This is a genomic window from Acidovorax sp. NPDC077693 (genome assembly GCF_044542805.1).
Lineage (GTDB): Bacteria > Pseudomonadota > Gammaproteobacteria > Burkholderiales > Burkholderiaceae_C > Acidovorax.
On record NZ_JBITVD010000004.1, the window covers coordinates 110,303 to 123,552 of the forward strand.

At 69.5% G+C, this 13,250-nt stretch carries 12 protein-coding genes; 5 read left to right on the top strand and 7 right to left on the bottom strand.

Annotated features, from left to right (window positions below; genetic code table 11):
* Positions 1-105 precede the first annotated feature (105 nt).
* The 6 genes from ACIGHN_RS06380 to ACIGHN_RS06405 all read right to left on the bottom strand — a co-directional run bounded on the left by ACIGHN_RS06380 (position 106) and on the right by ACIGHN_RS06405 (position 7,294).
* Entirely contained in the window at positions 106-1,158 is a 1,053-nt protein-coding gene (locus ACIGHN_RS06380) for an adenosine deaminase (RefSeq protein ID WP_396503684.1), read from the bottom strand.
* Between the two features lie 157 nt (positions 1,159-1,315).
* Positions 1,316-2,482 carry a BMP family ABC transporter substrate-binding protein gene (locus ACIGHN_RS06385; protein ID WP_056416178.1) on the bottom strand — a complete coding sequence of 389 codons (1,167 nt, stop codon included), beginning with the start codon at positions 2,480-2,482 and terminating at the stop codon, positions 1,316-1,318.
* A gap of 200 nt (positions 2,483-2,682) precedes the next feature.
* Complete coding sequence (locus ACIGHN_RS06390) at positions 2,683-3,603, bottom strand: ABC transporter permease (RefSeq protein ID WP_056416175.1); 921 nt, start codon at positions 3,601-3,603, stop codon at positions 2,683-2,685.
* Positions 3,603-4,676 carry an ABC transporter permease gene (locus tag ACIGHN_RS06395; protein ID WP_056167796.1) on the bottom strand — a complete coding sequence of 358 codons (1,074 nt, stop codon included), beginning with the start codon at positions 4,674-4,676 and terminating at the stop codon, positions 3,603-3,605. The genes ACIGHN_RS06390 and ACIGHN_RS06395 overlap by 1 nt, the downstream gene beginning before the upstream one ends.
* Positions 4,669-6,282, bottom strand: a complete 1,614-nt coding sequence (locus ACIGHN_RS06400) for an ABC transporter ATP-binding protein (protein ID WP_056167794.1) — start codon at positions 6,280-6,282, stop codon at positions 4,669-4,671. Before ACIGHN_RS06400 ends, ACIGHN_RS06395 begins: the two co-directional genes overlap by 8 nt.
* Positions 6,283-6,361: 79 nt before the next feature.
* Complete coding sequence (locus ACIGHN_RS06405; RefSeq protein WP_396503687.1) at positions 6,362-7,294, bottom strand: LysR family transcriptional regulator; 933 nt, start codon at positions 7,292-7,294, stop codon at positions 6,362-6,364.
* Positions 7,295-7,735: 441 nt separating this feature from the next.
* Between ACIGHN_RS06405 and cobG the strand changes: the two genes are divergently transcribed.
* The 4 genes from cobG to cobJ are packed head-to-tail and all read left to right on the top strand — an operon-like array spanning position 7,736 to position 11,307.
* A complete protein-coding gene (cobG, locus tag ACIGHN_RS06410; RefSeq protein ID WP_396503689.1) occupies positions 7,736-9,172 on the top strand; it encodes a precorrin-3B synthase in 1,437 nt (478 codons plus the stop codon).
* A complete protein-coding gene (locus tag ACIGHN_RS06415) occupies positions 9,094-9,723 on the top strand; it encodes a precorrin-8X methylmutase (protein WP_056167792.1) in 630 nt (209 codons plus the stop codon). Before cobG ends, ACIGHN_RS06415 begins: the two co-directional genes overlap by 79 nt.
* Before the next feature lie 4 nt (positions 9,724-9,727).
* Positions 9,728-10,483, top strand: a complete 756-nt coding sequence (gene cobI / locus ACIGHN_RS06420) for a precorrin-2 C(20)-methyltransferase (protein ID WP_396503691.1) — start codon at positions 9,728-9,730, stop codon at positions 10,481-10,483.
* Positions 10,477-11,307 carry a precorrin-3B C(17)-methyltransferase gene (cobJ, locus tag ACIGHN_RS06425; RefSeq protein ID WP_396503692.1) on the top strand — a complete coding sequence of 277 codons (831 nt, stop codon included), beginning with the start codon at positions 10,477-10,479 and terminating at the stop codon, positions 11,305-11,307. Before cobI ends, cobJ begins: the two co-directional genes overlap by 7 nt.
* Here cobJ and ACIGHN_RS06430 read toward each other — a convergent pair.
* Positions 11,262-12,041, bottom strand: coding sequence for a cobalt-precorrin-6A reductase (locus tag ACIGHN_RS06430; protein WP_396503694.1), 780 nt, complete (start codon positions 12,039-12,041; stop codon positions 11,262-11,264). The genes cobJ and ACIGHN_RS06430 overlap by 46 nt on opposite strands.
* Here ACIGHN_RS06430 and cbiE point away from each other — a divergent pair.
* The gene (cbiE, locus tag ACIGHN_RS06435) at positions 12,040-13,233 is read left to right on the top strand and encodes a precorrin-6y C5,15-methyltransferase (decarboxylating) subunit CbiE (protein ID WP_396503696.1); all 1,194 of its coding nucleotides are present in this window, start codon (positions 12,040-12,042) and stop codon (positions 13,231-13,233) included. The two genes, ACIGHN_RS06430 and cbiE, sit on opposite strands and share 2 nt — an antisense overlap.
* Positions 13,234-13,250: the final 17 nt, after the last annotated feature.

Below are 13,250 nucleotides of genomic sequence, written 5' to 3' on the forward strand. Positions count from 1 at the left end.
GCGTTGTACGGCTGCCTGACGAGGTCGCTCCGCTGCAGTGCACGCCCAACTCCCCAGTGCCAGCGGCCACGCCATCCTTCAGCGCAGCCAGGGAGTGGCCCGATCTCAGTAGTCGTGTTCCACGCAGCGCTCGAAGGTCTCCTTGAGCTTGTGTTCCCACACGCGCTTGTCGGCATTGCCTGCAAAGCTGGCTTCGAAGCTGTTGAACGCCAGCTGGTAGGCGTGCTTGGCCGTGAGGTGCGTGGCGGCGAACACCTGGGTGAAGTTGTCGTTGATGTAGCCGCCAAAGTACGCCGGGTCGTCCGAGTTGACGGTGGCCGCCAGCCCTGCGTCGAGCAGCCTGCCCAGGTTGTGGTCCGCCAGGTCGGGGAACACGCGCAGCTTCTGGTTGGACAGCGGGCACACCGTGAGCGCAATGCGCTCCTGCGCCAGGCGCTGCATGAGCGCGGCGTCGTGCACCGCTTGCACCCCATGGTCGATGCGCTCCACCTTGAGCACATCGAGCGCGCTCCAGATGTACGCCGGTGGCCCCTCTTCCCCGGCATGCGCGACCAGGCGCAGGCCCAGTTCGCGGCAGCGTGCAAAGACGCGCGCGAACTTCTCCGGCGGGTGGCCCACTTCGCTCGAATCCAGGCCCACGCCCACGATCTTGTCCAGGAAGGGCTGGGCCTGCTCCAGGGTCTCGAAGGCGGACTCTTCGCTCAGGTGGCGCAAAAAGCACAGGATCAGCGTGGCGCTGATGCCCAGCTCGGTGCGCGTGTCCTGGCAGGCGCGGTGCAGCCCGTTGATCACGGTCTCCATCGCCACGCCGCGGGCCGTGTGGGTCTGCGGGTCGAAGAAGATCTCGGCGTGCAGCACGTTGTCGTGCGCGGCGCGGACCAGGTAGGCGCGCGCCATGTCGTAAAAATCCTGCTCGTGCAGCAGCACGCTGGCACCGGCGTAGTAGATGTCGAGAAAGCTCTGCAGGTCGGTGAAGGCATACGCGCTGCGCAGCGCTTCCACACTGGCGTACGGCAGGGTCAGCCCATTGCGCTGCGCCAGCGCGAAGATGAGCTCGGGCTCGAGCGAGCCTTCGATGTGGATGTGCAGTTCTGCCTTGGGCATGGCGCGCAGCAGCGCAGGCAGGCGCTCGGCGGAGATGGGCGGGACTTTGAACATGGCGGCCTGGCCTCTCATTTTTCTGTGGGGATGGGCCACATCATGCACCGGCATGGCACCAACGAAAAGGGCCGCACAAAGCGGCCCTGGGACATTGTCGCGATCCACCTTGCAGGCACCGCACGGCGCCCGCCAAGGTGTTCACAAAGGCGTCTTACTACTTCTTGTCGCCGCCGGGGATCTTGCCTTCCACGCCCTTGACGTAGAAGTTCACGCCGCCGAGGAATTTGTCGTCAGCCACGGCGTCCTTTTCCAGCACGGCCTTGCCGTCCTGGCCGACGATGGGGCCCTTCCAGATCACGAAGCTGCCGTCGGCCAGGCCCTTCTTCACTTCTTCGACCTTGGCCTTGGTCTCGGCGGGCACGTCTTCAGCGATGGAGACGATGTCGATCGCGCCTTCCTTCACGCCCCACCAGCTCTGGCCGGTGGCCCACTTGCCGTCCAGGGCGTCCTTGGTGGCCTTGATGTAGTACGGGCCCCAGTTGATCACGGCCGATGCCAGGTGGGCCTTGGGGCCGTAGGCGGTCATGTCCGAATCCCAGCCGAAGGCGCGCTTGCCCTTTTCCTGCGCCGTCTTGAGCACTGCGGGCGAGTCGGTGTTCTGGAACAGCACGTCGGCGCCGCCGTTGATCAGCGACGTGGCGGCTTCGGTTTCCTTCGGTGGGCTGAACCATTCGTTCACCCAGACCACCTTGGTCTTGATCTTGGGGTTGACCGACTGCGCACCCAGCGTGAAGCTGTTGATGTTGCGGATCACTTCAGGGATCGGCACCGATCCCACCACGCCCAGCGTGTTGGTCTTGGTCATGGCACCGGCGATCACGCCGGCCATGTAGGCACCTTCGTAGGTGCGGCTGTCGTAGGTGCGCACGTTCTCGGCGGTCTTGTAGCCGGTGGCGTGTTCGAACTTCACGTCCTTGAAGTCCGGGGCGATCTTCTGGATGGACTCCATGTAGCCGAAGGTCGTGCCGAAGATCAGCTTGTTGCCTTGGCCGGCCAGGTCGCGCAGCACGCGCTCGGCGTCGGCGGACTCGGGCACGCTTTCGACGAAGCTCGTCACGACCTTGTCGCCGAATTCCTTCTCGATGGCCTTGCGGCCGTTGTCGTGGGCGAACGACCAGCCGCCGTCACCGACAGGGCCGACGTACGCGAACGCGATCTTCAGAGGCTCGGCCTTGGGCGCAGGGGCCTCTGCCGCAGGAGCCGGTGCGGGCGCGGGGGCCGGTGCCGGTTCTTCCTTCTTGCCACAGCCCACGAGCGCGGCGGCGGCCACGGCGGAGAGCGCTGCCACCTTGAGCAGGGAGCGTTTCTGCAGATCAGTCATGTCGGTTCCTTATGGATAGATGAAGATGAAGAAGAGAAGGGAAGAAGAGAGTTTTACAAGGCAGACGCACGAAAACGGTGATTATGGTCCGATCTACCGGGCAGTAACCAAAGGTTTTTCACCTCCCGCGGTCCCGATGCAAGACACGGGCCATGGAGCCACCCGCAGGCCCCGCGCCGGGGCGGGGCCGCGGACGTGGGTCAGGAGCCCGGGTAGAACGGCTTGCCCAGTGATGCCGGCATGTTGATGCGGATCCACGTCGGGTTGCGCGATATCAGCGCCAGCACCACGATGGTCGCCACGTACGGCAGCATCGACAGCAACTGGCTGGCCACCTGCACGCCCGTGGCCTGCAGGTGGAACTGCAGCATCGTCACGCCGCCGAACAGGTAGGCCCCGAGCAGCACCCGCGCAGGCCGCCAGGTGGCAAAGGTGGTCAGCGCCAGCGCGATCCAGCCGCGGCCAGCCACCATGCCCTCGACCCACAGCGGCGTGTAGACGGTGGAGATGTACGCGCCCGACAGCCCGCACAGCGCGCCGCCGGCCACCACCGCGGCCAGCCGGATGCGGCGCACCGGGTAGCCCAGCGCATGGGCGGACTCGGGCGACTCGCCCACCGAGCGCAGCACCAGGCCCGCGCGCGAGCGGTACAAAAACCAGATGAGCGCCGCCACCAACACCATGGTCAGGTACACCAGCGGGTGCTGCTGGAACAGCGCGGGCCCGAGCAGCGGCACGTCGGACAGCACCGGGATGGCGTACTTGGGCAGCTCGGGCAGCTTGGCCTGCACGAAGCTGATGCCCGCAAAGGCCGAGAACCCCACCCCGAACAGCGACAGCGCGAGCCCGGTGGCGTACTGGTTGGTGTTGAGCCAGATCACCAGCACACCGAAGATGGCCGCCAGCAGCGCCCCGGCAGCCATGCCCGCGGCAAAGCCCAGCCAGGTGTTGCCCGTGTGCACCACGGTGGCAAACCCGGCGATGGCGGCGCAGAGCATCATGCCCTCGGCCCCCAGGTTCACGATGCCGGCCTTCTCGTTGATGAGCAGGCCCAGGGCCGCGATGGCCAGGACAGTGCCGGCGCTCAAGGTGGCGCCGATGAGGAGTGCGTAGGATTCCATCAGGCCACCACTTTCTTGGCGCCCACCCAGCGAACGCGGTAGGCAATGAGTGTGTCGCAGGCCAGCAGCGTAAACAGCAGCAAGCCCTGGAACACGCCGGTGAGCGACTTGGGCAGCCCCAGGCGCGACTGCGCCAGCTCGCCGCCGATGTAGAACATGCTCATCAGGATGGCCGACAGGATCATGCCCACCGGGTGCAGCCGCCCCACGAAGGCCACGATGATGGCCGCAAAGCCGTAGCCCGCCGGCACGTACGGCGTGAGCTGGCCGATGGGGCCGGCCACCTCCAGCGCGCCCGCCAGGCCCGCTGCGCCGCCCGAAATGAGCAGCGCCGTCCAGAGCGCCCGGCGCGACGAGAAGCCCGCGTACCGCGCAGCCGCTGGCGCCAGCCCGCCCACCTGCTGGGCAAAGCCCGCGCGCGTGCGGAACAAAAACACCCACAGCGCGGCCGCCCCGGCCAGCGCCAGCAGCAGCCCGATGGACATGCGCGAGCCCTGCATCAGCCGCGGGATCTGCGTGACCTTTTCGAACGTCTTGGTCTGCGGGAAGTTGTAGCCCATGGGGTCCTTCCACGGACCGTAGACCAGGTAGCCCAGCACCAGCGTGGCCACGTACACCAGCATCAGGCTGACGAGGATTTCGTTGGCGTTGAACTTGTCGCGCAGCAGGGCCGTGAGCCCCGCCCACGCCATGCCGCCCAGCACGCCCGCCACCAGGATGGCGGGCACGATCCACGGCCCGGTGGTCTTGTCGGCCAGCAGCGCCACGCCGCCGGCCACCACGGCACCGATGACGAATTGGCCCTCGGCACCGATGTTCCACACGTTGGAGCGAAAGCACACCGCCAGACCGAGCGCGATGAGCAACAGCGGCGTGGCCTTGACCATGAGTTCGCCGATGGCGTACTGCGTCTTGATGGGCTCCCAGAAGAACACCTGCAGCCCGCGCACCGGGTCCTTGCCCAGCGCGGCGAACAGCGCGATGCCGATCAGCACCGTGAAGGCCAGCGCCAGCAGCGGCGAGCCGTAGGTCCAGAGTTTGGACGCCTGGGGGCGCGGTTCGAGCTTAAGCATGCTGCACCTCCCCCACCTTGGCGCTGTGGGCGCTGTGAACGTTCTGGGCCAGATGGGCCTGCACGTCGGCATGCCACAGGCCACTCATCCATTCGCCGATCTGCTCCACCGTGGCATCGGCGCGCGGTACCGAGGGCGACAGGTGCCCCTTGGCCACCACATGCAGCCGGTCGCAGATTTCGAACAGTTCATCCAGCTCTTCACTGACCACCAGCACCGCGCAGCCGGCATCGCGCAGCGCCAGGATGGAGCCGCGGATCTGCGCCGCCGCACCCACGTCCACGCCCCAGGTGGGCTGCGAGACGATGAGCAGCTTGGGGTTGGCGTCGATCTCACGCCCCACGATGAACTTTTGCAGATTGCCGCCCGACAGCGATTTGGCCGCCGCGTGCGGGCCGCCCGCCTTCACGTTGAAGCGCTCGATCAGCGCCTTGGCATGCGCCTCCAGCGCACCCACCTTGATCCAGCCGCTGCCCGCCACCGAGTTGGTGCGCGTGAGCAGCAGGTTGTGCGCCAGGCCCATGGTGGGCACGGCGCCCCGGCCCAGGCGCTCCTCGGGCACGAAGTGCAGGCCCAGCGCACGGCGCTGCCCGGGGCGCATGCGGCCCGCGTTCTGCCCGGCCACCTGGATGGCGGCGGGCTCCGCCCGCGTGTCCTCGCCCGACAATGCGTACAGCAGCTCCTTCTGGCCGTTGCCGGACACTCCGGCAATGCCCACCACCTCGCCCGCCTTGACCTCGAACTGCAGGTCGACCAGGTCCACGCCGAACTGGTCCGCGCGCGGCAGCGACAGGCCCTGCACACGCAGCACCGTGGCGCCGGTCTGCACCGCGCGGTGCTCCAGCGCCGGCGGCTCGGCGCCGATCATCAGGCGCGAGAGCGACGCGTTCGATTCCTCGGCCGGGTTGCACACGCCCGTGACCTTGCCACCGCGCAGCACGGTGCAGGCGGTGCACAGCGCACGGATCTCGTGCAGCTTGTGGCTGATGTAGAGGATGCTGCAGCCCTCGCTGGCCAGCTGGCGCAGCACGACGAAGAGTTTTTCGACCGCCTGGGGCGTGAGCACCGAGGTGGGCTCGTCCAGGATCAGCACCTTGGGGTTGGTGAGCAGCGCACGGATGATCTCCACCCGCTGCATCTCACCCACGCTCAGGGTGTGCACCGGGCGCAGGGGGTCGATGTCGAGGCCGTACTCGGCCGCCTTGGCAGTGATGCGCTGCGTGACCTCGGGCAGCGACAGGCTCTTGTCCAGGCCCAGCCAGACGTTCTCGGCCACCGTGAGCGTGTCGAACAAACTGAAGTGCTGGAACACCATGGCGATGCCCAGCGCGCGCGCCTCCTGCGGGTTGCGCACCTGCACGGCCTGGCCGTTGAAGTGCACGCTGCCCTCGTCGGGCTTGACCGAGCCGTAGATGATCTTCATCAGCGTGGACTTGCCCGCGCCGTTCTCGCCCAGCACGGCGTGGATCTCGCCGGGCAGCACCGTCAGCGACACGCCGCTGTTGGCCACCACGGCCGGGTAGCGCTTGGTGATGCCCGCGAGCTGCAGCCGGGGCGGCGGTGCGCCCGGACCACCCGGGGCGCTGGAGGTAGGAGGTGAACTCATGCGGGGATTGTCTCTCAGTTTTATGACTTGTTTTTGGAATGAAAATACCGCCTTGCGCTTGCTCCGTATGCGCTAGCAGCTATTCTTTTCGTAGCGACGCAGCCACGGTCTTCACGCAGTCGCGCAGCCAGATGGCCGCCGCCGAATGGTGGGTGCGCGCATGCCACAGCTGGTAATACATCAGGCGCGGGAAGGGCACGGGGCTGGGCAGTATGGCCAGCGGCAGCTGGTCAACGTAGCGTTCGCAGTACTGGCGGCCGGTGGTCAGCACCAGCAGGCTCGACGCCACGATGGGCGGTATGGCGCTGAAGTGCGCGCAGCGTGCGGTGATGTTGCGGGCCATGCCCAGGCTGTCCAGGTGCGCGTCGATCACGCCGCGCGCGCCCGGGTGGGTGGGGGTGGGCGCGATGTGCTCGGCGGCCAGCCAGCTCTCGGCGTCCCAGCCCCGGCGCACGGCCGGGTGCTCGCGGCTGACCAGGCACACCACCTCGTCGCCGAACAGGCGGCCCATGTGCAGGTCTTCGGGCGGCTGCGGCCAGTTGCCGATGACCACGTCGACCTCGCCCTGCGCCAGGTGCGCGTGGTAGTGGGCGTCGGCCGACAGCGGCAGAATTTCGATGGGGCACAGCGGTGCCTCGACCTTCAGGCGCGCGACCAGTTGGGGCAGGAACAGCGGGTCCAGGTAGTCGCTGGCCGCCACGCGGAAGGTACGGGTGGACGTGCGCGGATCGAACCCCCGCGCATCGGAGAACAAGGCCTCGGCCGATCGCAGGATGGCGCCCGCGGGCTCCACCATGCGCAGCGCGGCGTCGGTGGGCATCATGCTGGCGCCCGAGCGCACCAGCAGCGGGTCGCCCGCCAGGTCCCGCAGGCGCTTGAGCGCGGCAGACACGGCCGGCTGGTGCATGCCCAGCCGGACGGCGGCCCTCGATACGCTGCGTTCTGTGAGCACGGTGTGCAAGACCCTTATGAGATGGAGGTCTATCTTGTCGAAAAGGGCGTGGTCTCTCATACGGGGGCCTGCATTCCTGTCATACGGCATCGTGTATGCCGTGCGGCGCGGGGCTGCGCAACGCACCGCAAGGGGTCGAGGAGGCTGCGCGGCAGAAGGAGCAACGGCTGCAACGCTCGACAAACCGGTCTCGCCAAGCACTGCTTCCTGCGCCCAGGGGCCCGCCCTGGGCTTGTCAGTAGCACTTAGCGATCCTCGGTTTTCGAACTTTTCGCTTCGATGCCTTATGCCGCGCAGCCTCCTGGCCATCTTCACATAGAAGTCCGCGCCGGTGCCAGCGCGCAGGGCAAAAGTCCTGCGACCTGGCTGCAGGCGCCGTGCGGTTACCTGCCTCGACGTGGCGCAGTGGCAGCGCGGCAGGCCCCAAGTACATTTGGCGATCCAGGTGCCGCCAGATTCCACCACGGGCTTGGCACGTCGACGTCATATTCCTCACCCTGCATGAACCCCACCCCGCAGATCCAAGGCTGGTGCCCCGGCGCCTGGCAGCCCATGGCCTCGGGCGACGGGCTGGTGGTGCGCGTGCGCCCGCCGCTGGGCCGGCTGACCCTGCACCAGGCGCTGCGGCTGTCGCGCCTGGCGCAGGTGCACGGTGCGGGCACGCTGGAGCTGTCGAGCCGCGCCAACGTGCAGCTGCGCGGCGTGCCGCCCGAGCGCCATGCCGCGTTGCTGCGATCCCTGGCGGCCTGCGGGCTGCTGGATGCGGATGCGCGCAGCGAGCGCCTGCGCAATGTGGTGGTCGACCCGCTGCACCGGCCCGGCGACGGCGTGCAGGCGCTGGCCCTGGCACTGCACCAGGCGCTGGCCCGGTCGCCGGACCTGGACGCCCTGCCCGCCAAATTCGGCTGGGCCATCGACGGCGGATATTCGACTTGGCTGCATGGCGTATCAGCAGACATCCGCCTGCTGCGCGCACCGGGCCCGGGCACCACCGCATGGCGCGTGCAGCCCGATGGACTGCGCTGGGCGCTGACGGCAAACAACCAGCAAGACGCTGTGGCTGCAGGCCTGGCACTGGCACGCTGGTTTGCACAACGTTGCGTGCACCAGAAAACCCTGGGGCAACGGCCTGGGCGGATGGCCGCCGGTGTAAAAGAACTGGAAAGCGCGCTTCACCACCCTACCGACGAAAATTCCACGGCCACATCCACGTCCGTGGCATGGCTGGCGGACCTGCCTGCGGGCGTGGCATGGGTGCCCGCCGATGCGGTGGTCTCTGCACAGGCGCCAGAGCACATCCGCGGGGACGATGCCCTGCCCAGCTGGGTGCCCGGCGTCGGCACGCTGGTGGCGGCCCCGCTGGGCCGCGTGCCTGCCCGAGCGTGGGCCGACATGGTTCGCGCAGCGCGCCGTAGCGGCGCCACGGGCCTGCGCATCACGCCGTGGCGCATGGTGTTGCTGGAATGCGTTGCCGACTCTGCTGGCGGCACCCCGGATGCACCCGACCAGGCTTCCAGCCTGGCACCCGGCCCGCACTGGATCACACACCCCGACGACCCGCGCCTGCGCGTGTCCGCGTGCACCGGTGCCCCGGGCTGCCCGCAGGCCCACGCGCCCACCCTGGCCCTGGCGCTGGCCTGCGCGCCCCACGTGCCGCCGGGCGCGCACCTGCATGTGTCGGGCTGCGCCAAAGGCTGCGCGCGCCAGGCGCCGGCCACCGTCACTCTGCGGGCGGAAGCGACCGAACGCGGACCGATTTGGGCGGTGATTCGCCAAGGGACTGCCAGCCAGGTCAACGGCGAGCGCATGGAGGAGGCCATCCTGCAAGACAATCCCGGGTTGTTGTTTGCAAAGAATTCATGCTCCACCGCTACGAAACCCAGGGCGCCGAGATCTACCGGCAGTCCTTTGCCACCATCCGGCGCGAAGCCGAGCTGAGCCGCTTCACCCCCGTCGAAGAGCGCGTCGTGGTGCGCATGATCCACGCCGCCGGCATGGTCGAGCTGGCCCCACTCGTGATGTTCTCCCCCGGCATGGCCGAGGCCGCGCGCCAGGCGCTGCAGGACGGCGCCCCCGTGCTGTGCGATGTGCGCATGGTGAGCGAGGGCATCACCCGCACCCGCCTGCCCGCCACCAACCCCATCATCTGCACGCTGCAGGACGAGCGGATACCCGCTCTCGCCCAGCAACTGGGCACCACGCGCAGCGCCGCGGCGGTGGAGCTGTGGCGCCCGCAACTGCAGGGCGCCGTAGTGGCCATCGGCAACGCGCCGACCGCGCTGTTCCACCTGCTCAACATGCTGCAGGAGCCCGGCTGCCCGCGCCCTGCGGCCATCATCGGCTGCCCGGTGGGCTTCATCGGCGCGGCCGAGTCCAAGGACGCCCTGATGCACGACCTGCCCGTGCCCGCGATGATCGTGCGCGGCCGCCTGGGCGGCTCTGCGATGACGGTGGCCGCCATCAACGCACTGGCCAGCGATGTCGAGTAGCGCCATGGCATCCGCGCAGGCCCGGCCCGGCATCGTCTGCGTGGGCCTGGGCCCCGGCGACCCCGACCTGATGAGCGTGAAGGCCGACCGCCTGGTGCGTGGCGCGCTCCACGTGGCCTTCTTCCGCAAGAAGGGCCGCCCCGGCAAGGCGCGCCAGCTGGTGCAGGGCCTGCTCGCACCCGGCGTGACGGAATACCCCATGGAATACCCCGTGACCACCGAACTGCCGGTGGACAGCGCGGACTACGTGGCCCAGCTCTCGGCCTTCTACGACGACTGGTGCACGCGCCTGGCCCTGCTAGCGCAGACCCAGCAGGTGGTGGTGCTGTGCGAGGGCGACCCGTTTCTGTACGGCTCGTTCATGCACCTGTACACCCGCCTGCGCGAGCGCACCGGCACCGCGCCCGACGTGGTGCCCGGCATCCCCGGCATGGTGGGCTGCTGGCACGCCACGGGCAAACCCATCACCTGGGGCGACGACGTGCTGAGCGTGATGACCGGCACCCTGCCCGAGGACGAACTGGTGCGCCGCATGCAGACCGCCGACGCGCTGGTGGTGATGAAGGTGGGGCGCAACCTGCCCCGCATCCGCCGCGCGCTCACCCGCACCGGGCGGCTCGACGCCGCGTGGCTGGTGCAAAACGGCACCACGGCCACGCAGCAGGTCGCCCTCCTGGCCGATGTGGCGGACGACGCCTGCCCGTACTTCGCCATCGTGCTGGTGCACGGCCAGGGGCGGCGGCCGGAGGCGGCATGGTGAACGGCTCTGCCAACCCCGCCGCAGGCCGCCTGACCATCGCGGGCCTGGGCCCCGGCGCCCTGGCGCAGGTCACGCCCGAAGTGGCCGCGGCCCTGCAGCACGCCACCGATGTGGTCGGCTACTTGCCGTACGTCGCGCGGGCGCAGGCCCTGTGGCAGCAAGCCGCCGCACCGCATCCTGTGGCCTGGCACGCGTCCGACAACCGCGTGGAGCTGGACCGCGCGCAGCAGGCGCTGGCCCTGGCCGCACAGGGCCGGCAGGTCGTGGTGGTGTCGTCGGGCGACCCGGGCGTGTTTGCCATGGCGTCCGCGGTGTTCGAGGCCATGGAGCACGCGGCGCCCGCCACATCGGCAGCCTGGCAGGCCCTGGACGTGCAGGTGCTGCCCGGCATCACCGCCATGCTGGCGGCAGCGGCGCGCGCCGGGGCCCCGCTGGGCCACGACTTTTGCTGCATCAACCTCTCGGACAACCTCAAGCCCTGGCCGGTGATCTCCCAGCGTGTGCGGCTGGCGGCCGAGGCCGACTTCGCGATGGCCTTCTACAACCCCCGCTCGCGCAGCCGGCCCGAGGGCTTCGTGCGGCTGCTCGAATTGCTGCGCGCCCACTGCGAGCCCGGGCGCCTGCTGGTGTTTGCGCGGGCCGTGTCCACGCCCGACGAGCAGCTCACCGTCTGCACCCTGGCCGAGGCAGCGCCCGAGATGGCCGACATGCGCACCGTGGTGCTGGTGGGCAACAGCACCACGCGGCGCGTGGGCCGGTTCACCTACACGCCGCGCTTTTATGGCATGCCAGCCGACGCGTCTTCACCAGGCAATGCGCCATGACGCAGCCAGTGCATCACCGCGCCCACGTCTTCGGTGCGCGCACGCTGCGGCAGGGCTGGCCGCTGCACCATCACCACGGGCAGGCCCAGCGCGCGCGCCGCGTCGAGCTTGCCGCGCGTGGCCTCGCCGCCCGCGTTCTTGGCCACCAGCCACTGCACGCGGTGCGCCTGCAGCAGGGCCAGGTCGTGCTCCGCGCTGAAGGGGCCACGCCCGATCTCCACGTCCACCGCGGCATCGGGCCAGGGCAGGCTGCCGGGCGCGGGGGCATCCACCAGCCGCAGCAGGTAGCGGTGCTGCCCCAGGCCTGCAAAGGCATGCAACTGCTTGCGCCCCACGGCCAGGAACACCCGCGCCGGTGTCTCTGGCAAAGCCAAGGCAGCGGTCGCCATGTCGGGCACGTCGATCCACCGGTCGCCCGGCCCGGGTTGCCACGGGGCACGCTCCAGCGCCAGCAGCGGCACACCGGCCATGGCACAGGCCTCGCAAACATGGCGGCTCATCTGCGCGGCAAAGGGGTGCGTGGCATCCACGACGTGCGTGATGCCATGGTCCACGAGGTACTGCACCAGCCCCGGCACCCCGCCAAAGCCGCCGACGCGCACAGGCAAGGGCTGCGCCAGCGGGGCCTGCGTGACGCCCGCATACGAAAAAACGGCTGGCACGCCCGCCTGGTGCAGGGCCTGGGCCAACTGGCTGGCGCCGGTGGTACCGCCCAGCAGGAGAACATGCGTCATGACTGATCCGTGGTTGACATTGGTCGGCTTGAATGAAGATGGGCTGGAAGGACTGGCCCCCGCCGCCCGCCGCGCACTCGATGCCGCCCAGGTGGTGTTCGGCGGCCCGCGCCATCTGGCGCTGGCCGAGGTGGGAGACCGCGGCCGGCCCTGGCCTGTGCCCTTCAACGTCGCCCCCGTGCTGGCCCTGCGCGGGCAGCGCGTGGTGGTGCTGGCATCGGGCGACCCGTTCTGGTTCGGCGCGGGCGGCAGCCTGGCGGCGCACCTGGCGACCCACGAGTGGCGCTGCCACGCGCAACCCTCGACATTCTCGCTGGTCGCGGCGCGCCTGGGCTGGCGGCTGGAGGCAGTCGATTGCCTGGGCCTGCACGCCAGCCCGCTGCAGCAACTGCTGCCCCGCCTGGCACCAGGGCGCCAGTTCATCGTGCTGCTGCGTGATGGCGCGGCCGTGGCGCAGCTGGCGCAGTGGCTGGTGCATGAAGGCTGGGGCGACAGCAGCCTGTGGGTGATGGAGGCCGTGGGCGGCCCGCGCGAGCGCTGCCGCAGGCTGGCGGCGCACGAGGCGATCACCGCGCTGCCGGCAGACCCCGCACTGGCCCCCGTGGCCGTGGCCCTGCAGGCCCAGGGCGGCGTGGGCATGCCCCAGGTGCCGGGCCTTGCCGACGATTTTTATGCGCACGACGGGCAGATCACCAAGGCCCCGGCCCGCGCACTCACGCTGGCCGCCCTGGCCCCACGCCGCGGCGAGCGGCTGTGGGACATCGGCAGCGGCTCCGGCTCCATCGCGGTGGAGTGGTGCTTGGCCGGGGGCACGGCGCACTGCGTGGAGCAGCATGCGGCCCGCGCAGACAACATCCGCCGCAACGCCGAGCGCGTGGGCCTGCAGGCCGCGCTGCAGGTGGTGCACGGCCTCGCGCCCGCAGCCTTGCACGGGTTGCCACCGCCCGAGGCGGTGTTTGTCGGCGGCGGTTTCGATGCCACGCTGTTCGCCGAACTGCAGGCGTTGATGCCCGCCGGTTGCCGCCTGGTGGTCAACGCCGTCACGCTGGAGACGCAGGCGCTGCTGGTGCAGCTGCATGGCGTGCACGGCGGGCAACTGCTGCGGCTGGAGCTGTCCAGCGCCCAGCCACTCGGGCGCATGCACAGCTGGCAGGCGGCCCGCCCGCTGGTGCAGTGGAGCTGGCAGCGATGAAGGGTGATGCCCGCCTG